This is a genomic window from Arthrobacter sp. Cza30 (assembly GCF_059090765.1).
Map to the genome: position 1 here is coordinate 425,937 of NZ_JBNHGA010000004.1, position 22,938 is coordinate 448,874.

At 71.3% G+C, this 22,938-nt stretch carries 22 protein-coding genes and 1 tRNA gene; 6 read left to right on the forward strand and 17 right to left on the reverse strand.

Going from position 1 to position 22,938, the window contains the following annotated elements; translation table 11 throughout:
- Positions 1 to 27 precede the first annotated feature (27 nt).
- The 9 genes from lnt to AC5RVZ_RS15635 all read right to left on the reverse strand — a co-directional run bounded on the left by lnt (position 28) and on the right by AC5RVZ_RS15635 (position 9,946).
- Positions 28 to 1,593: an apolipoprotein N-acyltransferase gene (gene lnt, locus AC5RVZ_RS15595; RefSeq protein ID WP_494066677.1), complete on the reverse strand. Its 1,566-nt coding sequence runs from the start codon at positions 1,591 to 1,593 to the stop codon at positions 28 to 30.
- Between the two features lie 47 nt (positions 1,594 to 1,640).
- Positions 1,641 to 4,139, reverse strand: coding sequence for a DEAD/DEAH box helicase (locus AC5RVZ_RS15600; protein ID WP_494066678.1), 2,499 nt, complete (start codon positions 4,137 to 4,139; stop codon positions 1,641 to 1,643).
- Positions 4,136 to 4,894, reverse strand: coding sequence for a twin-arginine translocase subunit TatC (tatC, locus tag AC5RVZ_RS15605; protein ID WP_494066996.1), 759 nt, complete (start codon positions 4,892 to 4,894; stop codon positions 4,136 to 4,138). The genes AC5RVZ_RS15600 and tatC overlap by 4 nt, the downstream gene beginning before the upstream one ends.
- 66 nt (positions 4,895 to 4,960) lie before the next feature.
- Positions 4,961 to 5,203: a Sec-independent protein translocase subunit TatA gene (gene tatA / locus AC5RVZ_RS15610; RefSeq protein WP_494066679.1), complete on the reverse strand. Its 243-nt coding sequence runs from the start codon at positions 5,201 to 5,203 to the stop codon at positions 4,961 to 4,963.
- A gap of 74 nt (positions 5,204 to 5,277) precedes the next feature.
- Positions 5,278 to 6,240 carry a helix-turn-helix transcriptional regulator gene (locus AC5RVZ_RS15615; protein WP_494066680.1) on the reverse strand — a complete coding sequence of 321 codons (963 nt, stop codon included), beginning with the start codon at positions 6,238 to 6,240 and terminating at the stop codon, positions 5,278 to 5,280.
- Positions 6,237 to 7,232, reverse strand: coding sequence for a helix-turn-helix transcriptional regulator (locus tag AC5RVZ_RS15620; RefSeq protein ID WP_494066681.1), 996 nt, complete (start codon positions 7,230 to 7,232; stop codon positions 6,237 to 6,239). The genes AC5RVZ_RS15615 and AC5RVZ_RS15620 overlap by 4 nt, the downstream gene beginning before the upstream one ends.
- Positions 7,233 to 7,277: 45 nt before the next feature.
- Entirely contained in the window at positions 7,278 to 8,240 is a 963-nt protein-coding gene (locus AC5RVZ_RS15625) for an FKBP-type peptidyl-prolyl cis-trans isomerase (protein WP_494066682.1), read from the reverse strand.
- Positions 8,241 to 8,249: 9 nt separating this feature from the next.
- A complete protein-coding gene (locus tag AC5RVZ_RS15630; RefSeq protein WP_494066683.1) occupies positions 8,250 to 9,257 on the reverse strand; it encodes a tRNA (adenine-N1)-methyltransferase in 1,008 nt (335 codons plus the stop codon).
- The gene (locus AC5RVZ_RS15635) at positions 9,254 to 9,946 is read right to left on the reverse strand and encodes an HAD family hydrolase (RefSeq protein WP_494066684.1); all 693 of its coding nucleotides are present in this window, start codon (positions 9,944 to 9,946) and stop codon (positions 9,254 to 9,256) included. The genes AC5RVZ_RS15630 and AC5RVZ_RS15635 overlap by 4 nt, the downstream gene beginning before the upstream one ends.
- Positions 9,947 to 10,076: 130 nt before the next feature.
- On the opposite strand from AC5RVZ_RS15635, the gene AC5RVZ_RS15640 reads away from it, so the two are divergent.
- Positions 10,077 to 10,940 carry a PAC2 family protein gene (locus tag AC5RVZ_RS15640; protein WP_494066685.1) on the forward strand — a complete coding sequence of 288 codons (864 nt, stop codon included), beginning with the start codon at positions 10,077 to 10,079 and terminating at the stop codon, positions 10,938 to 10,940.
- 25 nt (positions 10,941 to 10,965) lie between these two features.
- Here AC5RVZ_RS15640 and AC5RVZ_RS15645 read toward each other — a convergent pair whose 3' ends face one another.
- The 3 genes from AC5RVZ_RS15645 to AC5RVZ_RS15655 are packed head-to-tail and all read right to left on the reverse strand — an operon-like array spanning position 10,966 to position 13,760.
- On the reverse strand, positions 10,966 to 11,796 hold the full coding sequence (locus AC5RVZ_RS15645) for an undecaprenyl-diphosphate phosphatase (RefSeq protein ID WP_494066686.1): 831 nt from the start codon (positions 11,794 to 11,796) through the stop codon (positions 10,966 to 10,968).
- A 50-nt stretch (positions 11,797 to 11,846) separates the two neighbouring features.
- Complete coding sequence (locus AC5RVZ_RS15650; protein ID WP_494066687.1) at positions 11,847 to 13,148, reverse strand: M20/M25/M40 family metallo-hydrolase; 1,302 nt, start codon at positions 13,146 to 13,148, stop codon at positions 11,847 to 11,849.
- Between the two features lie 51 nt (positions 13,149 to 13,199).
- Complete coding sequence (locus AC5RVZ_RS15655) at positions 13,200 to 13,760, reverse strand: small multidrug efflux protein (protein WP_494066688.1); 561 nt, start codon at positions 13,758 to 13,760, stop codon at positions 13,200 to 13,202.
- A gap of 130 nt (positions 13,761 to 13,890) precedes the next feature.
- Between AC5RVZ_RS15655 and AC5RVZ_RS15660 the strand changes: the two genes are divergently transcribed.
- Both AC5RVZ_RS15660 and AC5RVZ_RS15665 read left to right on the forward strand, forming a co-directional pair.
- Complete coding sequence (locus AC5RVZ_RS15660; RefSeq protein WP_494066689.1) at positions 13,891 to 15,090, forward strand: sensor histidine kinase; 1,200 nt, start codon at positions 13,891 to 13,893, stop codon at positions 15,088 to 15,090.
- The gene (locus AC5RVZ_RS15665) at positions 15,087 to 15,689 is read left to right on the forward strand and encodes a response regulator (protein WP_494066690.1); all 603 of its coding nucleotides are present in this window, start codon (positions 15,087 to 15,089) and stop codon (positions 15,687 to 15,689) included. The genes AC5RVZ_RS15660 and AC5RVZ_RS15665 overlap by 4 nt, the downstream gene beginning before the upstream one ends.
- Before the next feature lie 58 nt (positions 15,690 to 15,747).
- Here the strand turns inward: AC5RVZ_RS15665 and AC5RVZ_RS15670 are convergent.
- The 4 genes from AC5RVZ_RS15670 to AC5RVZ_RS15685 form a co-directional block, all read right to left on the reverse strand.
- Positions 15,748 to 15,832: transfer RNA gene (locus AC5RVZ_RS15670), tRNA-Leu, on the reverse strand.
- Positions 15,833 to 15,901: 69 nt separating this feature from the next.
- Positions 15,902 to 16,990 (reverse strand): VIT1/CCC1 transporter family protein, encoded by a 1,089-nt coding sequence (locus tag AC5RVZ_RS15675; RefSeq protein ID WP_494066691.1) that lies wholly within the window; start codon positions 16,988 to 16,990, stop codon positions 15,902 to 15,904.
- Positions 16,991 to 17,024: 34 nt separating this feature from the next.
- Positions 17,025 to 17,552 carry an SRPBCC family protein gene (locus AC5RVZ_RS15680; protein ID WP_494066692.1) on the reverse strand — a complete coding sequence of 176 codons (528 nt, stop codon included), beginning with the start codon at positions 17,550 to 17,552 and terminating at the stop codon, positions 17,025 to 17,027.
- 20 nt (positions 17,553 to 17,572) lie between these two features.
- Positions 17,573 to 19,375 (reverse strand): DEAD/DEAH box helicase, encoded by a 1,803-nt coding sequence (locus AC5RVZ_RS15685; RefSeq protein WP_494066997.1) that lies wholly within the window; start codon positions 19,373 to 19,375, stop codon positions 17,573 to 17,575.
- A gap of 252 nt (positions 19,376 to 19,627) precedes the next feature.
- Between AC5RVZ_RS15685 and AC5RVZ_RS15690 the strand changes: the two genes are divergently transcribed.
- Together AC5RVZ_RS15690 and AC5RVZ_RS15695 are read left to right on the forward strand one after the other, a co-directional pair.
- Entirely contained in the window at positions 19,628 to 20,494 is an 867-nt protein-coding gene (locus AC5RVZ_RS15690; protein WP_494066693.1) for an SGNH/GDSL hydrolase family protein, read from the forward strand.
- On the forward strand, positions 20,491 to 21,180 hold the full coding sequence (locus AC5RVZ_RS15695) for an SDR family oxidoreductase (protein ID WP_494066694.1): 690 nt from the start codon (positions 20,491 to 20,493) through the stop codon (positions 21,178 to 21,180). Before AC5RVZ_RS15690 ends, AC5RVZ_RS15695 begins: the two co-directional genes overlap by 4 nt.
- 4 nt (positions 21,181 to 21,184) lie before the next feature.
- Here the strand turns inward: AC5RVZ_RS15695 and AC5RVZ_RS15700 are convergent, their stop codons facing one another.
- Complete coding sequence (locus AC5RVZ_RS15700) at positions 21,185 to 21,988, reverse strand: TrmH family RNA methyltransferase (RefSeq protein WP_494066695.1); 804 nt, start codon at positions 21,986 to 21,988, stop codon at positions 21,185 to 21,187.
- An 89-nt stretch (positions 21,989 to 22,077) separates the two neighbouring features.
- On the opposite strand from AC5RVZ_RS15700, the gene AC5RVZ_RS15705 reads away from it, so the two are divergent.
- Positions 22,078 to 22,935 (forward strand): Sir2 family NAD-dependent protein deacetylase, encoded by an 858-nt coding sequence (locus AC5RVZ_RS15705; RefSeq protein WP_494066696.1) that lies wholly within the window; start codon positions 22,078 to 22,080, stop codon positions 22,933 to 22,935.
- The last annotated feature ends 3 nt before the right edge of the window (positions 22,936 to 22,938 follow it).

Consider the following 22,938-nt stretch of genomic DNA (forward strand, 5'->3'; position numbering starts at 1 on the left):
CCGAACCCCGACGATGCGACGCCGGCCCTACGGGGCCGGCGTTTCCGCATTCCCGGCGCGGGAAGCCCTCATGCGCACGACAACGCCCGCCGCGGCAAGCGCGGCCACACTCCCCCACGACAGGACGGCGCCGATGCCGGCGCCGAGCACCACGGCGGGGGTGAGTCCTGCCCGGAGCGGCACATCCGTCAGCAGGTGACCCGGCTCGTCGGCCGGGAGCCCCTGGATGGTGGCCCCGTTCGGGCCGATCACCTGGCTCGTCCCCACCGTCGACAGGTTGACCACGGCCCGGCCCGTCTCGATCGCGCGCAGTCGTGCGACGGCCAGCTGCTGGAGGTTCTCGTCGGTGCCGCGGAAGTCGGCGTTGTTGGTCTGGAAGAGGTACACCTCCGCGCCCGCGTGTGCGCCTTCCCAGACCAGAGCGTCGTAGATGACATCGAAGCAGATGGCCAGGCCGGCTCGCACGCCGTTCACGTCGAACACCGGCGAGTTGCTCCCCGGCGTGTAGTCCCGCCCGATCATCCCGATGAGGTCGGGCGCCAGTGCGGCGTAGAACGCGCGGTCGGGCACGTACTCGCCGAACGGCACGGGGTTGCGCTTGTCATACGTCTGCTCGATGCCGTCGTTCCAGAGGAACGAGGTGTTGAAGTACGCCTCCCCGCGCTGCTCGATGCGGTTGGCGAGCAGCGGCGCATCCAGCTCGCGGGTGATCAGGTCCAGCGCGGCGGCCGCGGTGGGCGACGTGCGGGGGTCGAGGTCGACGCTCCCTTCCGGCCAGAGCACCACATCGACATCCGAGGCGTCGAAGACGGGACGGGTCGCATCCAGCTGGGACTTCAGGATGTCGCCGGCCTGTCGCGTGTCGAAGTACCCCGCGGGCCCGTTCCCCTGGATGCCGGCGACCCGGATGCTGCCGGTCGGCGTGGTGCCCCACGCGGGAAGGACCGCCAGGGCGGCCGCCGCCGCAAGCAGCGCCGCGGCGGGCGCCCATCTCATCCGGCGCCGCGATCGGCCGGCCCCGCGCACCAGCTCGATCCCGGCGGCGGCGATGCCGACGACGAGGAACGTCAGACCCGAGGTCCCGGTCCACGACACGACTTCCGCGAACGGCCCGCTCACCTGGCTGGTGCCCACGCGACCCCATGGGAAGCCCCCGTAGGGGAAGCCGCCGGTCACCGCCTCACGGGCCGTCCACAGTCCGGCGACGAGGAGGGCCGTCGCGATGATCCGCCCACCCGGGCGGCGGACGATGAGGGGCACCCAGCGGTACGCCAGAGCGATGAGCGCGGCGCCACCAGCGACGAACAGGGACTCGAAACCGGCCAGTGCCAGCCAGGGCACCGGTCCGACCCAGGCGGCCGTGAAGTCGACGTTCATGAGGTAGAACGCCAGACCGTACGCCAGGCCCGCGAGGAAGGCGCCGCCGAAGCGCCGGCCGATCAGGCAGACCAGTGCCACCGCGACCGAGACGAATGCCATCGGCCACCAGCCCACGGCCGGGAACGCGACGTCGAGCAGGACGCCCGCGATCGCCGATGCCGGCACCGCTGCCCACAGCGGGAGGAGCGGACGCGCGCGGGCGGCGGAGGACACGAGCACCACCCTAGATGGCGGTGTCTGAACGACGGCTTGAGACGTTCTCACACGCCCGAGTATGCGACGATCCCGCGGCGCACGGCTTCCAGCGCCCTGCGCGCTGTCGAGGCCACCGACGCATCCGCGACCAGCGACAGCTGGTCGAGCAGGTCGATGGTCTGCTTCGCCCACCGCACGAAGTCGCCGGCGGCCATGTCCGCTTCCAGCAGCACCCGGTCGAGCATCCCGCCGCGCGCCCACGTGTGCATCGCCGTGGCCAGTCCCAGAGCGATCGGCTCCGACCCGGGCAGGTGATGTTCGCGTTCGCGGTCATCCAGAGCCTGCCAGAGATCCGACGTGGCCTCGAAGGCCGGACGGAAGGGTCCACGCGGCAGGCCGCGCTCCCCGACGCCGGCTTCATCGCGGCGCGGTTCGTAGACCAGACAGCACGCCAGCGCGGCCAGCGAGGGCGCATCGAGCTTCTCCCACAGACCACGACGGAGCGATTCGGCGACGAGCAGGTCGCGCTCACCGTAGATGCGCTTCATCGTGCGCCCAGCGGGCGTGAGCGCGGTGACCCCGTCGTCGTCGATCCGGACGTAGTCGAGTTCGGAGAGGACGTCGACGACGCGGTCGAACACACGGGCCACCGTGCCGGTGCGCGCCTGGATCTGACCGCGCACCTTGTCGATGCTCCGCCTCAGCTTCCAGTACCGCTCCGCCCAGCGTGCATGGTTCTCACGGTCGGGGCAGCGATGGCACGCGTGACGCTGCATGCGCGTGCGCAGGTCGGCGATCCGATCGAGCCGCTCGTCGCGTGTGCGGCGGGACGCTCCGGCGTCCTTGCGGTTGAGCTTCTCGAGGTCGCTGAGCTCGCGCCGGATGGCCGAGTACTCCGTGAAGTCGCCGCGGTCGCAGGTCATCGCCTTCTCGTAGCCGGCGAGCGAGTCCTCCTTCTCGCGCACCTCGCGGGCGAGGCCGACGACCGACCGGTCCGCCTGGAACTGCGCGAACGAGGACTCCAGGATCTCGCGGGCCCGCGACCGGCCGAACTGGTCGATGAGGTTGACGGCCATGTTGTAGGTGGGACGGAAGCTCGAGTTCAGCGGGTAGGTGCGCCGTGACGCCAGCGCCGCCACCGCCTGAGGGTCCAGGCCCTCGGTCCACTGGATGACGGCGTGGCCCTCCACGTCGATGCCGCGGCGACCGGCGCGCCCGGTGAGCTGCGTGTACTCCCCCGAGGTGATGGCCACGCGCGCCTCGCCGTTGAACTTCTCGAGCTTCTCCAGCACGACCGTGCGCGCGGGCATGTTGATGCCGAGCGCGAGTGTCTCGGTCGCGAAGACGACCTTGACCAGCTTGCGCTGGAACAGCTCCTCGACGACCTCCTTGAACGCCGGGAGGAGGCCGGCGTGGTGAGAGGCGATGCCTCGCTCGAGGTTGTCCCGCCACTCCCAGTACCCCAGCACCGCGAGGTCCTCCTCGAGCAGCGTGCGGGTGCGCTCCTCGACGATCTCGCGGATCTCACGACGCTCGTCCTGATCGGTCAGGCGCACGCCCGAGCGCCGCACCTGCTTGACGGCGGCGTCGCAGCCGGCGCGGCTGAAGATGAAGAAGATCGCCGGGAGGAGGTTGGATCGGCCGAGGAGCTCCACCACGTCCGGACGGTCCAGGCGCTCGATGCGCTGGACGTTCGCGGCGCGGACCGGTCGCCTCTCGCCCCTCTTGGGGCGTCGCCGGGATGCCTCGTACCCCGCGTGACGGGCGCTGTTCAGGCTCTGCGCGCGGCGGTTGTTCTCGTAGGTCGGTCCTCGGAGCGACCGGATACGCAGGAGCTCCTGGTTCACCTTCGCCGTGGCCACGCCGGCGCGGTCGTCGAAGAGCGGCAGCAGGTCGCCGCGCACGAGGACATGCTGCTCGAGTGGGACGGGCCGGGTCTCGGACACGATGACCTCGGTGTCGCCGCGGACGGTGTCGAGCCAGTCGCCGAACTCCTCGGCGTTGGAGACGGTCGCAGACAGCGACACCAGTCGCACGCTCGGAGGGAGGTGGATGATGACCTCCTCCCACACCGCACCGCGGAAGCGATCGGCGAGGTAGTGGACCTCGTCCATCACGACGTACCGGAGGCCTCGCAGCGCCGGCGAGTCGGCGTAGAGCATGTTGCGGAGCACCTCGGTGGTCATCACCACGACACGGGCGCCGCCGTTGATGTTGGTGTCGCCGGTCAGCAGGCCCACGTCGTCGGGACCGTAGACGTCCTGCAGCTCACGGAACTTCTGGTTCGACAGCGCCTTCATCGGCGTGGTGTAGAACGCCTTGTCGCCCGGTTCCCGCATCGCCAGGTGCACCGCGAACTCGCCGACGATGGTCTTGCCTGCGCCCGTGGGCGCTGCGACCAGCACGCTCCTACCCTCCTCGAGGGCGCGACAGCCCTCCAGCTGGAACGGGTCGAGCGAGAACCGCTGGGACTCGGCGAATTCCGCCGTGATCGGGTGGCTCCGGTCCAGCTGCGCGGCCGCGCGCGCACGCGCATAGCGCTCCGCTGGCCCGGGCTCGCTCATGAGCCGGCCCCGGGAGGCAGCAGCGTGGCGTCGCGCTTGGCTCTGCGGCGGTCGAACAGGAGCGACAGGCCCGCGGCGGCGAAGAACAGCACGACGAGCATGCCGGCCAGCATGAGCATGCTCACGACGTCGGCGGCCGGGGTGGCGAGGGCGGCGAAGGCCGTCGCGACCAGGACGGCGACCCGCCAGCCCCGGAGGATCGCTCTCCCCGAGACGACGCCCGCCAGGTTCAGCGCCACGAGGAACACCGGCAGCACGAACGCGACGCCGATCACGATCATGAGCTTGAACACGAAGTCGTAGTACTCGGCGGCGTTGTAGAAGTTGACACCGCCTTCCGGCGTGAACCCCCACATCAGCTCGATCACGTGCGGAACGATCAGGACGCCCACGTAGCATCCGGCGAAGAACAGCGGCACGGCCGCCGCGACGAATCCGACGGTGTACCGGACCTCCTTGCGCGTCAGTCCGGGCATGATGAACGCCCAGATCTGCCACAGCCATGCGGGAGCCGACAGGAAGATGCCGATGGAGAAGGCGATCCTCATCCGCAGGTCGAAGGCGGAGGTGACGGTGCCGAAGTTGAGCTTGGCGAAGTCGTCGCCTCGACGTTCGGCGATCTCGCGGATCGGACCGGTGATCCAGTGGATGATCGGGTCGGTGATGAGGAAGGCCACCACCATGCCGAGAATCAGCGCGATCGCGGCGATGATCAGCCGCTTGCGCAGCTCCAGAAGATGCTGCCCCAGCGACATGCGCTTGTCGCGCTTCGGCGCCTCCGGCCCGTTCACGGGCGCGGAACCGGCTGTCGCGACCATGCGCTAGGGCTTGCGGTCGGGAGTGCCGTCGCTGGTGTTCGGCGTCGTGGATGCCGTGCTCGAGGTGGTGTCGGGCGCGGTGGTGCTCGCTGCGTCCTCCTCCTTCATGGCCTTCATCTCGCCCTTGAACACACGGGCGGACTGGCCCATGCTCTTGGCCAGTGCGGGGAGCTTGGCCGCCCCGAACAGCAGAAGGATCACCACGAGCACGATCAGCAGGTGCCAGCCAGTCAGATTGCCGAACATGAGATGCTCCGTCGTGTCGCGTCAGCGGAAAGTCACTCCAGTCTAACCACGGCGTCGGACCCGCCGCGCCGGTGTCAGCGGTATTGCGCCAGACCGGCTTCCGCCCATTCGAACGCCGCACGGCGGGCGCCCGCGGGTTCGAGCACCTCGACGGTGCCGCCGCGGCGGGCGGCCAGTCGGCGCAGGCTCAGCTCGTCGGCGACGCGCATCGTCGCGATCGTCATCCCGTCGTGCGTCTCGAGCTCGGCGCGGTTGAGGTAGTCGCCCAGCAGCGGGGCGACCGCCTCGGGGAAGCGGACGCGGGCCACCACATCGGCGTCGGACGGCTCGAACCAGCCGGGCTCCGGCTCGCCGGCGTGGGTGATGGGGATGTCGGTGAGCTCGAGCTCGCTCACCCGGTCCAGGTGGAACGTCCGCATCGCCTCGCGCAGGTGGCACCAGCCTTGCAGGTACCACTGGCCGCTGGCGATGTGGACCTTCACCGGGTCGACCGTGCGGGTCGTGGGTGCGGCATCCGGCGCCTTGTAGGTGAACGAGACGGCGACGCCGCGGCGCACCGCCGCTGCCACGCGGTCGCGGACGGCGTCGACCGGCTCGGGCACGAGGATCACCTCGGCGGGCGTGCTCGACGCGCCCCGCGCGAGCTTGGCGAGCAGTCCGGCATACAGCTCGGTGTCGCCGACGCCGGGGATCGAGCGCGCCATCTGGAGGCCCGCGAGCAGGGCGGCGGCTTCGCGCGCGGTGAGCTTGGGCGCCCGCTCCAGGCCGACGGCATTGGTGATGACGATGAGGTCCTGCTCGTCCAGGAGGTCCCAGTCGATGTCGAACAGGTCGTTCGCCATCTGCCAGTAGCCGCGGTCCCCCGGGAGCCCGATCACGGTGAGCTTCTCGACCATGGCCCGCATCTGCTCGGGTGTGACGTCGAACTCGTCGGCCGCCTCCGCGATCGACACCTCGCCCTTGCCGATGAGGTACGGCACGAGCTGGAGCATGAGGGCGGCGCGGTCGGTCGCGACGAGGGGGCGGCGGGCGGTCATGGTTCGCTCCGGTGCAGGTCGCGGGTGGCCGCGAGGCGCTCGATGACGCGGTCGCGCAGGTCCGCCGGGGAGACGACCCGGACCTCCGGGCCGTACGAGGCCAGCTCGTCGGCGAAGATGTGCGCGTCCACGTACGACACGTGTATCCCCTGCTCGGCCGGACGGGCACGTCGCGCGAGGCGGAGCGCGGCCTCCGTCCCGGGGTTGACCTCGAGCAGCGCGGTGTTGCGCGCGGCCACCGCTTCCAGTCCTGACAGTGCCCGCTCCCCCGCCCCGTCGCGCAGCGCCGGGTCGAAGGTGTGGCGGGTGACGGTCACGGGCCCGACGATGCGGGCGAGAAGGAAGGTGCGGTCGGCGCCGATGTCGAGGTCGATCCCGAAGACGTGCCAGCGACCTTCGTACTCCACGAGCGCCAGCGGCTGCAGCCGCCGGGTGCGCGGCCGGTCCTCCCCCGGCTTCAGGTAGGGGAACGTGACGACGCGGCTCTGCTCGATCGCCTGCTGCAGCGGCGAGAAGGCGGGGTCGTGCAGGCTGAGCCGGGGTGAGAACCCGATGATCGGCTCGTCGACGAGGTCGCCGAGGGCGCGGATCTTGCGCAGGCCGCTGCGTGCGTCGTCCGACATGGAGCTCTCGCTCCACACGCCTCCTGCGAGGTTCAGCAGCGCCAGCTCGGCGGGCGTGAACTCGATGTCGTCGGGGAGCTCGTACTCCGCGCTCGGCACCCGGTATCGCGCCTCGCGCAGATCGTCGGGATCGGCGAAGTCGCCGATCGTCTCGATCGGCACACCGAGCCCGCGCAGACTCTCCTTGTCGCGCTCGAACATCTTCTCGAGGGCGTCCTTCGACGCGCCCGACGCGCTCTGCTCCCGGTACCCGGCGACCGAGGTCAGGATGGTGTCCTTCGTCAGCCCCTGATCGGTCGCGATCAGCGCGACGACGAGATTGACGAGCCGCTCCTCGGGCGGAATCTTCGCGGACGGGTTGGCAGGCACCCGCCTATCCTAGAGCGCCGTCTGCACGCCGCCGCGGATCCCCGCCTACTGCTGCGGTTCGGCGTCCAGGCCCAGGATGTCGATGACGAAGACGAGCGTCGAATCGGCCGGGATGGAACCCTGCTCCTCATCGCCGTACCCGAGATCGGGCGGGATCACGACCAGCACCTGAGAGCCCACCGTCTGGCCTTCGAGCGCCTGCGCGAAGCCCGGAACGACGCCGTCGAGCGTCAACGACGCCGGCTCTGCGCCCCAGGTGGAGTCGAACGGGTCGTCCTCGCCCCAGACGACGCCGGTGTAGTGCACGCGCACCGGCTCGTCGCCGGTGACCGCGGGGCCCGACCCCTTCTTCAGCGTCTGGACGGCGATGTCCTGCGGCGGCGCGCCGTCCGGAACGATGAGGCCGGGACGGCCGTCGGGGGCGCGGACCACCGCGGGCAGCCCGTGACCGGCGGTGAACTGGTCCTGCCCGTCCGCCGCGGCGAGGTACACCTTGCGGACGTCGATCACCGCGACGGCGGAGTCGTTCTGCTCGAGCCCCAGGCTCGCCGCCGACTCCGGCGTCAGGTCCTCGGGCGCGAGCGCGACCGCGACGCGGGATCCCTCGGCGGCGCAGGTCAGCGCCTCCTCGAACCCGGGGAAGCCCTGGGTCCACTGCGAGAGCGGGAACACTCGCGACAGGTCGCCATCGTAGGGCGTGGACACGAGCGGCTCTCCCGTGGTGCCGCTGAACAGCGCGACGTCGATCACCACGAGCTGGTCGGCCGTCGTGATGACGGTGCCGTTCCCCTGCTCGACGTCCTCGAAGGCGAGCGTGGAGGCGTGCAGCGGGGTGAAGACGTCGACCTCGGGCTCGGCGTCCGTGCTGCCCGTCACGTCGATGAGGTCCATCACCTCGCGATCGGACACGGCGGGGCGCGAGCAGTCGGTGGAGCCGGGCAGCGAGCAGCCGGCCAGGCCGACGGTCGTCAGGCCCAGGACGGCGAGGGCAGCGGGGATCTTGCGCACCGGATCAGTTTAGGCGTTCGGCGCGTCGTCGCTGGTGCGCCCGGCCGCCAGCCGCGCGCCCTCGGCTGCGCGCTCGGCCTCCCGCACGCGCTTGCGCAGGTTCTTGTCGGTGATCTCGCGGTCGCCGACGGCACCGGGCGTCCACAGTTCGACGTCCTCGTCGGAGTAGCTGGACTTCGACGCGCGGCGCTTGACCTCGGGCGGGATCGCACCGGGCGCCAACCGCCTCGCCCACACCAGGAAGCCGGTGTGCGCCACCATGCGGTGGTCCGGACGCACCGCGAGCCCCTCGACGTGCCAGCCCCGCACCATCGTCTCGTTGGCGTCGGGCTCGGTGAACAGTCCCGTGCCGCGGATGTACTCGGCGACACGGCTGAGCTGCGTCGCGGTCGCGACGTAGCACACCACCACGCCGCCCGGGGTCAGCGCGTCCGCCACGACGTCGATGCACTCCCACGGCGCCAGCATGTCCAGCACCACCCGATCCACGGTTCCCGGCGCCACCGCCGACGGCAGCGCCTCGACCAGGTCCTCGACCACGACGTCCCAGTTCGCCGGCACCTCCCCCACGAACGTCTCGACGTTCGCGCGCGCCACCGCGGCGAAGTCCTCGCGCCGCTCGAACGAGATGAGGCGCCCCTCGGCGCCGATCGCCCGCAGCAGCCACAGCGACAGCGCCCCGGAGCCGACGCCCGCCTCGACGACCGTTGCGCCCGGGAACACGTCCGCCTCCGCGAGGATCTGCGCGGCATCCTTCGGATAGACGATCGCCGCGCCACGCGGCATCGACATCACGAAGTCCCGCAGCAGCGGACGCAGCGCGAGGTATTCGTGGCCGCCGCTGTTGGCGACGACCGATCCGTCGGGCTGGCCTACGAGGTCGGCGTGTCGCAGGACGCCGTGGTGCGTGTGGAGCTCGCCGCCTTCGCGCAGGGTGATCGTGTGCAGGCGACCTTTCGGTCCGGTCAGCTGCACGCGGTCTCCGAGGCGGAAGGGACCGCTGGGCCGCCCGCTCATCGCACGACCTCACGGTGGAGGCCGGCGCGATGCGCGGCGTGGAAGGCGATGACATCCTCCACGGTGCGACCCTCGAGCGTCGGCCATACGGCGTGCGCACCGGCGCCGGCCAGCGACACCATCAGCGGGACCCCGATCGACGATGCGCCCGAGGCGACAGCGGAGCGCAGCCCGTTCGGCGAGTCCTCGATCGCCACCGTCTCCTCCGGCGTGACCCCCAGCGCCTCACAGGCCTGCAGGTACGGGTCGGGGAAGGGCTTCGGACGCGTGGCGTCGTCGCCGGCGACGATGACGTCGAAGGCGTCGAAGTCGATCAGATCGACCACTGACTGGGCCATCCGACGCATGGACATCGTGACGAGGCCGGTCTTGATGCCCGCGGCGCGCAGGCCCGCGAGCAGCTCGCGTGCTCCGGGGCGGAACGGCACACCCGTCGTCGACAGCCGGTGCATGACCTCGTCGGTCAGATGATCGATGATGTCGTCGACGCTCATGCGCACCCCGGCGGCCTGGAAGATCCGCGCCGAGTCCTCCAGCGCCAGTCCCACCAGGCTCAGCGCCTGCTCGTGCGACCACGTGCCGCCGAACCTCTCGACCAGCGGTGTCTCCGCAGCCATCCAGTACGGTTCGGTGTCGACGAGGGTGCCGTCCATATCCCACAGGACGGCGGCAAGGCGTGGTGCGTTCACCGTGCAATCCTACCGAGCGGACTTCCGGCTCTCGGGGCGAGCGGTCACACGTGCCCGACGGTCGCGGATGGGCCCGGTGCGATGGCGCGGGCCTATCCTGGAACAAGCCGGCAGGCGCGGAGGAGGTCTCGTGGACGGACTGGGTCGTCGTGTGCTCGTCGCCGCTTTCGACGGCTGGAACGACGCGGGCGAGGCCGCCTCGTCGGCGATCGCCCACCTGCGCGACGCCGGCTCCTACGAGCCGGTGTTCTCGGTCGACCCCGAGCTGTACTTCGACTACCAGTACACCCGCCCGCACGTCGCCGTGGACGCCGACGGCCGACGCGTGCTGCGGTGGCCCGAGGCGACGCTCCTGCGACCCTCGCGTGCCACGCGCGGCACCCAGCTGTGGCTGCTGACCGGCGTCGAGCCGGCCCGCGCCTGGCAGGCGTTCGCGTCCGAGTTCATCGACGTGGCGCTGAGGGAGGACATCACCGGCTTCGTCGCGATCGGCTCGATGATGTCCGACGTCCCCCACACCCGTCCGATCTCCGTCTTCGCCGGCAGCGAGAACGAAGCCCTTCGCGGCTCGCTGGGCCTCGAGCGGAGCACCTACGAGGGGCCGGTGGGCATCCTCAGCGTGCTGAGCAGCGCCGCGGATGCCGCGGGCATCCCTGCGGCGAGCCTCTGGGCGAGCGTGCCCCACTACGTCGCGGGGCACACCCCCTCGCCCAAGGCGACGCTCGCGCTGCTCGACCGGCTCGAGGACCTCACGAGCGCGCCCGTGCCCCGCGGCGATCTCGCCACCGAGGCGGCCGCCTGGGAGGCATCCATCGACGCCGCCGCGGCGGACGACGAGGAGATGACAGAGTACATCCGCCAGCTGGAGCGCACCCGCGACACCTGGGATTCCCCGGAGGCGTCCGGCGACGCCATCGCGCAGGAGTTCGAGCGGTACCTGCGGCGCGGCGGAGAGGGACCGAACAAGCCCGGACGCGACGACCCCCGCCGGTGACTCCGGCCGCGTCGCGGCCCCGACGTCAGTACGGCTGCAGCACGCCGACCGCCAGCAGCACCATGAGCACCGCTCCCAGCAGCACGCGATAGATGACGAACGGCAGGAAGCTGCCGCGCTTGAGGTAGCGCATCAGGAACGCGATCACCGCGAGGCCGACGCCGAAGGCGACGATCGTCGCGACGGCCGTCTCGGCGAGCCCGTACGGGCCGCCGGGCTCTTCGAAGCTCTGCAGCAGCTCGTAGAAGCCGCTGCCGAACACCGCCGGCACGGCCAGCAGGAAGGCGTACTCGGCTGCCGCGGGGCGGGTGTAGCCCAGCGCGAGTCCGAGAGTGGTCGTCGCGCCCGAGCGGGACACGCCCGGAATGAGCGCGAGGGCCTGGGCGAATCCCAGTGCGAGTCCATGCGGGTATGTCAGGTCGGGCAGCTCGCGGGTACGCCGACCCCATCGGTCGGCGGCGCCCAGCAGCAGCCCGAACACGATGAGCACGACGGCCACCAGCCAGAGGTTGCGGAACGTGTTGCGGATCACGTCCTGGAAGAGGAACCCGAGCACCCCGATCGGGATGGTCCCGAGGATGATGAGCCATCCCATGCGCGCGTCGGGGTCGTTGCGCGGCACGCGGCCCGCGAGCGACTGCGCCCACCGGGCGATGATCCGCACGATCGTCCCCCAGAAGTACAGCAGCACCGCCGCCTCGGTGCCGATCTGGGTGATCGCGGTGAAGGTGGCGCCCGGGTCCTGCGCCGAGGGGAGGAACTCGCCGACGATGCGCAGGTGCGCGCTCGACGAGATCGGGAGGAACTCGGTGAGACCCTGGACGAGCCCGAGGATGATCGCCTCGATGAACTGCATGGGCGCCTTTCATTCCGGCGCGCCGGAGGGCGCGCTTCGGTTCGGACCTGTCAGTAGGTGCGGAGCAGGTCTGTGAGGACCGTCTGCCCGAACACCAGGGCGTCGATGGGGACCCGCTCGTCGACGCCGTGGAACATTCCGGTGAAGTCGAGATCGGCGGGAAGCCGCAGCGGCGCGAAGCCGTAGCCGGCGATGCCCAGGGTCGCGAGCGCCTTGTTGTCGGTCCCGCCGCCCATGAGGTACGGGATGACCGGCGCACCCGGGTCATGCCGGCCCAGAGCGCTCACCATCGCGTCGACGAGGTCACCTGAGAACGGCACCTCCAACCCGATGTCCTGGTGCACGACCTCGACATCTACGCCCGGACCGACGATCCGCCGGATGTCGGCCAGCGCCTCGTCCTCGGTGCCAGGAAGGACGCGCACGTCCACGAGCGCTTCGGCGCGGTCGGGGATGACGTTGTGCTTGTATCCGGCGACGAGCCCGGTGGGGTTGGTCGTGGTCCGCAGCGTCGACCGGAGGAACCCGGATGCGGCGCCGGCGGCCGCAGCGACGGCATCCGGGTCGTCAGTGGTGGCTCCCGTGAGCTCGGCGAGGCGCTCGGCCATCTGACGGGTGGTCTCGGTCAGGGTGACCGGCCATGCGGTGCGGCCCAGCGCCGCCACCGCGGCGGCGAGGTTCGTCACGGCGTTGTCGGCGTGCAGGCTCGACCCGTGCGCGGCGCGACCGCGCGCGACGAGCTTGATCCAGACGAGCGCCTTCTCCCCCACCTGCAGCAGATACGCGCGTCGATCAGCGAGCGTGATCGAGTAGCCGCCGACCTCGCTGATCGCCTCGGCCGCTCCCTCGAACCACTCGGGATGGTCCCTCACGACCAGCGCCGAGCCTTCGACCCCGCCGTTCTCCTCGTCGGCGAAGAACGTCAGCACCAGATCGCGCTCGGGCTGGCCGCCCGAACGGAGGATGTCGGCGACAGAGGTCAGGATCATGGCGTCCATGTCCTTCATGTCCACCGCCCCCCGGCCCCACAGCATCCCGTCGCGCACGACGCCGCCGAACGGGTCGACGCTCCAGTCCTCCGCGATCGCGGGCACGACGTCGAGATGCCCGTGCAGGACCAGCGCCGGCTTGTCGGGGTTGCGGCCCGGCACGCGCGCCGAGACGTTGGTGCGCCGCGCGATCGGCTCGTAGTAGGCCGGGCTCAGCCCGAGACCCTCCAGGTAGGCGCCGACGTACTCGGCGGCCTCCCGCTCGCCGACGGCGCGTCCGCCGCCGTGGTTCGTGGTGTCGAACCGGATGAGATCTCGTGCGATCCGGGCGACCTCGGGGAGGTCGGCGTCGGGGACAGACATGCCGACTAACCTACCGTGGCCGCATCGGATGGCTGGCGCCGGGCGTGGCGCTCACCGCACTGCGAACACGACGCCGCTCACCAGCACCGCCACGACACAGGTCCAGCCGACGATGGCGATCGCCTGCCACACGAGGATGCGTACGCGTCCGACTCCGGCGGCGGCGAGCATCGTCGCCGTGAACTGCGTCGGCAGGAGCAGTGGCCCCAGCAGGCTCACACCCGGGACGCCATAGCGCTCGAACGCACGCTGGAACTTCGCACGACGCGCCGACGCGCCGTTGCGCGGCTCGGGCGCAGAGAGGATACCGGACTGCGCGTCGTCGCCCTGCTGGTCCTCCGCGGCCGCGCGCACCCGTACACGCTCGCGATGCCGCGTGACCACGGCGGTGCGGGCGCCAGAGCTCAGGAGCACGAGGACGGCGACGCACACGAAGTTCCCCAGGGCACCGGCTGCGACGGCGAGGACGGGGTGGATGCCCCCGACGATGCCGATGGTCGCCGCGCCCTCCCCCTCGATGAAGGGCACCGCCCCTGCCGCGGCGACGATCAGCGGCTGCACGAAGTCGGGGACCTGGGCGACCAGATCCTGGAAGGTGTCGATGAGGCTCACGGTGCTCCTGTCGTTCGGTTCAGCCAGTCCAGCGGTCCAGATCGTCGTCGGGAAGTGTCGGGGTGTCAGCGCTGGGACGACGATGCGCACGTCGGACGGGTGACATCTGTCACGCCCGTAGGGTGGACGGATGACTCATCGGCCCCGTGCGCAGCAAGGGGGCGGTGCGGACCTCGGGGCGCGTCGTCTGACGCGCAGCATCACGGCCACGTGGTGGTACACCGCAACCGGCGTGCTCTTCCTCGAGGGCATGCTGGTGCTCCTGTGGACCGGAAGCAGCATCTCGATCGCGGAGAGCGCGGCACCTCCCATCGGCATCGGCGGAGCCCTCTGGTGGGCATCGACGCTGCCGCTTCTCCTCGAGTACCGGAACCGCCCGGTCGACGGACCCGTGGCGGCGTGGCGCACGATCGCGCCCCTGCTGATCGCCGTCGCGTACGGGTGCGTCGCGGGCCCGCTGCTGGGCATGTGGATCCTCGGAGTGCTGCCGCTCGTGCAGTCGCTCGCGCTGCTGAACTGGCCGAGCGGCATCCGCATCCGCGTCGTCCTGGCCGCCACGACCGTCCTGGCCGCCTTGTGGACCGTCGACACCGGCACCGGACTGTCCGAGGGGCCGAACCTCAGCTGGTGGATGACGGGGTTCTACTCCATCGGTCTACCCGCGATGAGCGTGCTGTCGCTGTGGTGGTGGGATGTGCTCATCGCCCTGAACCGGGCGCGCGTCTCGGAGGCGCGCCTGGCCGCCACGCAGGAGCGCCTTCGCATCGCGACGGACGTGCACGACCTGCAGGGGCATCACCTGCAGGTGATCGCGTTGCAGCTCGAGCTCGCGGAGCGTCTCATGACACAGGACTCCGAGGGTGCTCTCGAGCAGTTGCGCGCCGCCCGCGCCACCGTGCGGGACGCGCAGCAGGGCACGCGAGACCTGGCGACACGAGTCAGAGCGGTCGCTCTCGAGGACGAAGTGGCCAACGCCGTCGATCTCCTGCGCGCCGCCGGCGCGCGCGTGGACGCGCACGTGCATTCCGGGCTCGAGCACGCGCCCGCCGCGACACTCGGACCGGTGGTGCGGGAGACGACGACGAACATCCTCCGGCACGGCGGCGGCGGATGGGTGCGCATGTCACTGACCCGCGACGGGCGTCTGTGGCGCTACAGCATCTCCAATGACGCCCGATCGGGCGAGGAAGAAGGCACGGGCAGCGGCGCTGGGCTCGACGGCATCCGTCGGCGTGCGGCCAGCGCCGGGGGCGCGGCGGAGGTGCGCCGGGACGCCAGATCCTTCACCGTCACCGTGACCGTGCCGGCGTCGGCGGAGGCGCCCTCGTGATCCGCGTCCTGGTGGCCGATGACGAGGCGATGATCCGCTCCGCGCTTGCCGCGCTCCTGCGGCTCGAGAGCGACATCGAGGTCGTCGCCGAGTGCGGCGACGGAGAGGCCGCGCTGGCGGCAGCGATGCGGCTTCAGCCCGACGTGTGTCTGCTGGACCTCGAGATGCCCTTCCTCGATGGGGTCGAGGTGGCCCATCGGCTTCACCGCGCGATCGCCACCCGATGCGTCGTCGTGACGCGCCACGCACGGCCGGGGGTCCTGCGGCGCGCCCTCGCATCGGGCGTCGCGGGGTTCATCCCGAAGTCGCGGGGGGCCGAGGAGGTGGCTGCGGTGATCCGCCGCGTCGCCGCCGGGACGCGCTACGTCGATCCCGAGGTCGCCGCCGACGCCCTCAGCGACGAGCGCTCCCCGCTCACCGACCGGGAGCTGGATGTCCTGCGCGCCGGCCGGCGCGGTGAGACGACAGGGCAGATCGCCAAGAAGCTGTCCCTCGCTCCGGGGACCGTGCGCAACCACGTGTCGGCTGTTCTGACCAAGCTCGGCGTCGCGACCCGTCAGCAGGCCATCATGCTCGCAGAGGAACGGGGGTGGATCTGACGCGGCGCCCGGTACGGCTGTACGCAAGAAGGCCCCCTTCCGGGGGCCTTCTTCACTGTGCGCGAGGGGGGACTTGAACCCCCACGCCCTATACGGGCACTAGCACCTCAAGCTAGCGCGTCTACCTATTCCGCCACCCGCGCAGGTGGTTTCCGGTTTCGCAACCGAGGAACGACACTACCACGTCAGGGCCCCGCGAACGAATCCGCGGGCTACGCGACGGACACCCCGAACAGCAGTCCGAGCAGGTAGGTCACCAAGGCCGCCCCGTACCCGATCGCGAGCTGACGCAGGCCGCGTCGCAGCGGCGAGGCACCTGACAGGACGCCCACGGCGGCGCCGGTCGCCAGGAGCGCGACGCCGACGAGGGTGAGCGCCGTCGCAACGGCCGCGAGGCCCGACAGCCCGAGCATCCACGGCAGGACGGGGATCACGGCGCCCGACGCGAAGAAGAGGAAGCTCGACAGCGCCGCGCCCCACGCGCTCCCGACCACATCGTGCTCCTGCGCGTGCTCGGCCGGCAGGCGGTACGGCTGCGAGCGGTCGGCCGCCTGCGCGGTGGACACCACGCGGCGCGCGCGCTCGAGGGCCTCGTCCTCCGCCATCCCGCGAGTGCGGTACACCAGCGCCAGCTCGTTCGCGTCGAGGTCCAGGTCCGGCAGGGCGTGATCGGCGTAGTCGCTGGGTCGCGTCGCGGCGAGAAGCTCCCGCTGCGATCGCACCGACACGAACTCGCCCGCTCCCATGGAGAGGGCGCCGGCGAGAAGCCCCGCGATGCCGCTGAAGAGGACGAACTGCGGCGAGACGCCCGTCGCGCCGACGCCCATCACCAGGGCGAGGTTCGACACGAGCCCGTCATTGGCGCCGAACACCGCGGCGCGGAACGTGCCCGACAGGCGTCGCCGCCCGCGTGCGGCGAGGCCGCGCACCACCTCGTGATGGATCTTCTCGTCGGCCGCCATCGCCGGGGTCGCGAACGGCTCGTCGTCATAGGGCGAGCGGGCTTCGGCGGTCTGGGCGAGGGCGAGGACGAAGATCGAGCCGAAGCGCTTGGCCATCGAGCCGAGCAGGACCGTGCGGACGTCGGGGCGCGGAAGGCGCGTCGGCTCGCCGCCGAGCAGGTCGAGCCAGTGCGCCTCGTGGCGGCCTTCCGCGTCGGCGAGCGCCAGCAGGATGTCCCGCTCCTCCCCGCTGCGCCGCGCGGCGAGCTCCCGGTACACGCGGGCCTCCGCCCTCTCGTTCACCAGATACTGTGCCCAGCGCCGGCGATCACGGTCGGTGGGGGCGGCGAGGGCGGTCACGACGGTCTCCATTCGATGCGGGAACCCGTCAACGCTAGTCAGCCGCCTCCCCCGAAACGTCCCGAACCCCGGAATTGCCAGCATTTCGGAGATCCGAACGGGCCGGGCCGAGCCTCCGCGCGAGCCCTTCCCCGCCGCGGCGCATGACGTGCGCGTGTGCCCATGTGAAGGCGGGCCGCAGCGCCCAGGCGGTGGCGTTCATCCACCTCCGGCGTGTGGCGACATCCCAGTGGATGGTGACGACGGATGCCGCCGGTGGGTCGCCCGCGACGACGATGCGGCCGATGCCCCGGAGGTCGCCGTCGCCGGCCGCGGCGATCGCGCGCGGCGGATCGACGTCCGTGATCGTCAGCAGCATGCGGAGGCGGTAGCCGAGCGGAGTGCGCACGGACATCACCAGACGCTCTCCGGGAGCGAGGCGTCGTGGCGGCATGTCGACCTGCACACCCGGCCACCACGAGAAGTCTGCACGCGGCCGCAGCATCCCCTCGAGCTCCTCCCACGCGCGTGCCGCCGGCACCGGCAGACGCCAGCGCGACACGAACGCGTAGTGCGCGGCCATGCCGGGAGTCTAAGCCGCCGTCAGGAGCGCACCCGCTTGCGCAGCGTGTCGATGCGCGCCTGCAGCTGGGCCACGGTCGCATGCGACACCGCGGGCCCCCCGCAGATGCGGCGCAGCTCGGCGTGGATCAGCCCGTGCGGCTCCCCCGTCTGGCGCGCGTAGAGGCCGACCAGGCTGTTCAGAAGCTGGCGCTGCTCCTTCAGCGAGCGATGCAGCGCCGGCGGGAGGGCCTGCTCCTCGTCCGGCGGCGCCTGTGCCTCTTCGGCCTCGCGCGCGCGCCGATGCCGGCTCTGCCGAGCCTGGCGCTGCATCAGCAGCTCGTGCACATGCTCGGGTTCGAGCAGGCCGGGAAGCCCCAGGAACTCCTCCTCCTCCGGCGTGCCCGGAACGGCCAGCTGGCCGAACTCCTTGCCGTCGTACAGGACGCGGTCGAAGTGGGCCAGCGATCCCAGCGCTTGATAGGAGAACTCCTCGGTCAGCGCGTCGGAGGCCTTGTCCTCGCGCTCCGCGGCGTTCATGAGGTCTTCCTCGGCGTTCCAGTCGTCCTCGCCGTCGCTGTCGCGATCGAGCGCGTGGTCGCGCTGTCGCTCCATCTCGCCGGCGAGGGCGAGCAGCTGCGGCACGTTCGGCAGGAACACACTCGCGGTCTCCCCTCGACGCCGGGCGCGCACGAAGCGACCGATCGCCTGGGCGAAGAACAGTGGTGTGGAGGCGCTGGTGGCATACACGCCGACGGCGAGGCGGGGAACGTCGACACCCTCCGACACCATCCGCACCGCGACCATCCAGCGGGTGGTGGACTTGGAGAACTCCTCGATGCGGCTGGAGGCCTCCGCCTCGTCGGACAGGACCACCGTGGGCGCCTCTCCGCTGATCTGGTGCAGGATCGCCGCGTAGGCGCGCGCCGCCGTCTGGTCGGTCGCGATGACGAGGCCGCCGGCGTCCGGCACGTGCTCCCGCACTTCGGTCAGGCGACGATCGGCCGATCGCAGCACTGCGGGGATCCAGTCCCCCTCCGGATCCAGGGCGGTGCGCCAGGCCTGCGACGTGATGTCCTTGGTGTTGTCCTGGCCGAGGTGGGCCTCCATCTCGTCGCCGGTCTTGGTGCGCCAGCGCATCTTGCCGGCGTACACCAGGAAGATCACGGGGCGGACGACGCCGTCCTCGAGCGCCCGGCGGTACCCGTAGGCGTAGTCGGTGCGCGAGACGCGGATGCCCTTCTCATCCGGGTGGTACTCCACGAACGGGATGGGCGCCGTGTCGCTGCGGAACGGCGTGCCCGACAGCAGCAGCCGCCGCGTCGCCCGGCTGTACGCCTCCCGCAGCGCCTCGCCCCAGCTGAGGGCGTCGCCGCCATGGTGCACCTCGTCGAGGATCACCAGCGTGCGGGCGTCCATCGTCAGTCGCTGGTGCACCGACGCCTTGACCGCCACCTGGGCATACGTGACCGCGACGCCGTGGTACTGCCGTGAGGGGGCGACGTGCCTGTTGCTGAAGGCGGGGTCGAGCCGGATCGAGACGCGCGCGGCGGCATCGGCCCACTGGGTCTTCAGATGCTCCGTCGGCGCGACCACGACGATCCGGTCCACGATCCGGCGGCGCAGCAGCTCGCTCGCCAGGCGCAGCGCGAACGTCGTCTTGCCGGCGCCGGGGGTTGCGGCGGCGAGGAAGTCGCGTGGGCCGCCTCCGGGACCGTCGGGCCCGTCGAGCGAGAAGTAGAGATCCAGGGCCTCCGCCTGCCACGCGCGCAGGCGCTGAGCGGTGCCCCATGGCGCCCGCTGCGGGTAGGACGGGCTCAGATGCTCCGCGGCGAAGCTGCCGATGTGAGGTTCGCCGTGGGGCGATCCGCCGTGCGGCGATTCGGCGTGCTGTCGGGTCGACGGCTCCGGCGCGGGCGGTGCTTCCAGCGCGGCTTCGTCTGTCACCGAATGCACTCCTCCCCGTGGACGACGAGTCACCACCCTAAGTCATCCCGGGGACGCCGCCGTGCCGACGGATGCGCTCGGGCGACCGCCTCGCGGCGCGTGTCGGCGCGGCGCGGTAGCCTGACTTCGGTCACGAGCCGAGGAACAACGATGCCTACGAAAGACGATCACCGCAGCCCCTTCGTCGACAACGCGGGTCCGCACCCCTGGCGCCGCTACGTCGCCCTCGGCGACTCCTTCACCGAAGGCGTGGGCGACCCGGAGCCCTCCTCACCGAACGGCCTGCGGGGATGGGCCGATCGCGTCGCCGAGGTGCTCTCGCAGCAGGTTGACGACTTCGCGTACGCCAACCTCGCCATCCGCGGGCGCCTGATCGGGCAGATCATCGCCGAGCAGGTCGAGCCGGCCATCGCGCTCAAGCCCGATCTCATCACCTTCTCCGCCGGCGGCAACGACGTCATCCGGCCGGGCTCCGACCCCGACGCCGTCGCGCAGCAGTTCGAGGACGCCGTGGTGCGGCTGTCCCGCGATGGTGCGACCGTCGTCGTCTTCACCGGCATCGACACCGCGTTCACGCCGGTGTTCCGTGGGATCCGGGGCAAGGTGGCGATCTACAACGAGAACATCCGCGCCATCGCCGACCGGTACGACTGCATCGTGGCGGACCAGTGGGCCCTCAAGGAGGTGCAGGACATGCGCTTCTTCGACGACGACCGGCTGCACTACAACGCCCTCGGCCATCATGAGATCGCCCGGATGGTGCTGCGCGCCCTGAACGTGCCCAACGACCTGCGACCGATGCAACCCGACCCGCTGCCGCATCGGACGTGGCGGAAGGCCCGCACGAGCGATCTGGTGTGGGCGCGGGAGCACCTCGTGCCCTGGGTGCTGCGTCGTCTGCGGCAGCAGTCGTCCGGCGACCACATCACCGCCAAGCGGCCCGATCCCCTGCCGGTGGTCATGTCGGCGCCCCGCGCGGATGCCGCGTCGCAGACGCGTGAAGGGATGGACTCGTGAGCTGCAGCGTGGTGACCGGCGCGGGATCGGGGATCGGCGCGGTCCTCGCCGAGATGCTGGCCGCCCGTGGCGACGAGCTCTGGCTCCTCGCCCGCGACGCCGGGCGCGCTGCGCAGCTGCGCGAGCGCTTCCCGACCGCGCACACCCTGGTGGGCGACCTCGCCGACCCCGCGCGGCTGTCCTGGGCCTTCAGCCACCAGCCCGTTCCGCCGCGCGTGGACGCTCTCGTGCACGTCGCCGGAGTGGTCGAGCTCGGCCCGGTCGGCGAGACGCCGGTGGCGACGTGGCAGCAGCAGCTGAACGTCAACGCGGTCGCTCCGGCGGAGCTGACGCGCCTGATGCTGCCGGCGCTGCGCGCCGCACGAGGGCACGTCGTGTTCGTCAACTCGGGGGCGGGTCTGCGCGCGAGCCCGGAATGGGGCTCCTACGCCGCGAGCAAGTTCGCCGTCCGCGCGATCGCCGACGCGCTGCGTGAAGAGGAGCGCCCCAACCGGGTGCGCGTGACGACCGTCTACCCCGGACGGACGGCGACGCCGATGCAGGAGAAGGTCCACCAGCAGGAGGGCTCGGCGTACGACGCGTCGCGCTGGATCGAGCCGCGGTCGGTCGCTGCCACGATCCTCGCCGCGCTCGAGCTTCCCCGCGACGCCGAGCTGACCGAGCTCACCGTGCGCCCCGGAGCCTGACCCCTCAGCGGGCGCGCAGCTCCCACAGCGCGACGGCGCTGGCTGCGGCGACATTGAGCGAGTCGACGTCGCCGTGCATCGGGATGGTGACCACGGTGTCGGCGGCTTCGATCGCAGCGCGCGTGAGGCCATCGCCTTCGGCTCCGAGCAGCAGGGCGATCCGCTCGTGCCCGGCGGCGGCGAACACGTCGAGCGGCACGGCGTCCTCGGCGAGCGCGAGTCCCGCGAGGTGGAAGCCGCTCTCGTGCAGGATGCCGCGCGCCTGCCGCCACTGCGGAAGGCGTGTCCACGGCACCTGGAACACCGTGCCCATGCTCACCCGCACGCTGCGACGGTACAGCGGGTCGGCGCACCGCGGGCTCACCAGCACCGCGTCGGCGCCCAGGCCGGCGGCGGCCCGGAAGATCGCGCCGACGTTGGTGTGGTCCACGATGTCTTCGAGGACCACGACGACCCGGGCGCCCTCGACGACCTCGGCCACCTCCGGCAGGACCGGGCGGTGCATCGACGCGAGGGCGCCCCGGTGCACGGCATAGCCGGTCAGCCGTTCCGCGACGGCGGCATCCACGACGTAGACCGGGACGTCGGCACCGACCAGAAGCGCCTCCATATCGGGCAGCCACTTCTCCTGGACGAGCACCGAGCGGGGTCGATGTCCTGCCGCCATGGCCCGCGCGATCACCTTCGCCGATTCGGCGATGTACAGCCCTCCCTCGGGCTCGAGCACGCGCCGCAGCGCGACATCCGTGAGGTCCCGGTAGTCGCCGAGGCGCTCGTCGTCGGCAGATGCGATCCATTCGATCCTCACCGTCCCACTCTCGCAGAGCGCGGAAACATCCCCGAAAAGCGCCGGGTCTATGCTCGACGCCTACACTCGACGCGAGAGGGGTGTGCCGCGTGACCACGACGATCGATACCGCCTTCGACGCGGTGACCGCGGACGCGGTCTCCGCGGCCGCGGAGGCACTCGCGGGCCGCCGCGTCGCCGTGCTGACCGGTGCGGGGCTGTCCACCGATTCGGGCATCCCCGACTACCGCGGCAAGGGCGCGCCGGTGCGCACCCCGATGACGGTGACGGAGTTCCTCTCCAGCGACGCCTCGCGCCGTCGCTACTGGGTGGGGAGCCATCTCGGCTGGCGCGCCTTCGCGGCCGCCGAGCCCAACGCCGGTCACCGCGCCATCGCCGAGCTCGAGCACCGCGGCATCGCCAACGGCGTGATCACGCAGAACGTCGACGGCCTCCATGTGCGCGCCGGGAGCCGGCGGGTCGTCGAGCTGCACGGCACGATGCGGCGGGTGTTCTGCACGCACTGCGGCCAGGTGTTCGATCGACGCGACCTCGCGCTGCGCGTCGAGCGCGACAACCCGTGGATCCGCGTGCCCGAGAACGTCGCGCTGGGTCCCGACGGCGACGTGCTGCCCGAATCCACCGAGGGCTTCCGCATCCCGGAGTGCACCGTGTGCGGAGGGATGCTCAAGCCCGATGTCGTCTTCTTCGGCGAGTTCATCCCGGCGGAGAAGTTCCGGGAGGCCGAGCAGCTCGTGCACACCAGCGACGCGCTCATCGTCGCCGGCTCCTCGCTCGTGGTGAACTCCGGGATCCGCCTGCTCGAGCGCGCACGTCGACGCCGGCTGCCCGTCGTGATCGTCAATCGGGGTGCGACGCGCGCCGACGCCCGCGCGACGGTGAAGATCGACGCAGGCGCCAGCGAGGTCCTCAGCGCCCTCGTCGACGTCCTTCCCGCGCCGGCCTGACCT

Bases quoted from the DNA above. Each gene is read 5' to 3' on its own strand.
- AC5RVZ_RS15600 (WP_494066678.1), bottom strand. From the start codon at position 4,139: ATGAGCGAGCCCGGGCCAGCGGAGCGCTATGCGCGTGCGCGCGCGGCC.
- tatC (WP_494066996.1), bottom strand. From the start codon at position 4,894: ATGTCGCTGGGGCAGCATCTTCTGGAGCTGCGCAAGCGGCTGATCATC.
- tatA (WP_494066679.1), bottom strand. From the start codon at position 5,203: ATGTTCGGCAATCTGACTGGCTGGCACCTGCTGATCGTGCTCGTGGTG.
- AC5RVZ_RS15615 (WP_494066680.1), bottom strand. From the start codon at position 6,240: ATGACCGCCCGCCGCCCCCTCGTCGCGACCGACCGCGCCGCCCTCATG.
- AC5RVZ_RS15630 (WP_494066683.1), bottom strand. From the start codon at position 9,257: ATGAGCGGGCGGCCCAGCGGTCCCTTCCGCCTCGGAGACCGCGTGCAG.
- AC5RVZ_RS15645 (WP_494066686.1), bottom strand. From the start codon at position 11,796: ATGCAGTTCATCGAGGCGATCATCCTCGGGCTCGTCCAGGGTCTCACC.
- AC5RVZ_RS15650 (WP_494066687.1), bottom strand. From the start codon at position 13,148: ATGTCTGTCCCCGACGCCGACCTCCCCGAGGTCGCCCGGATCGCACGA.
- AC5RVZ_RS15660 (WP_494066689.1), top strand. From the start codon at position 13,891: ATGACTCATCGGCCCCGTGCGCAGCAAGGGGGCGGTGCGGACCTCGGG.
- AC5RVZ_RS15680 (WP_494066692.1), bottom strand. From the start codon at position 17,552: ATGGCCGCGCACTACGCGTTCGTGTCGCGCTGGCGTCTGCCGGTGCCG.
- AC5RVZ_RS15690 (WP_494066693.1), top strand. From the start codon at position 19,628: ATGCCTACGAAAGACGATCACCGCAGCCCCTTCGTCGACAACGCGGGT.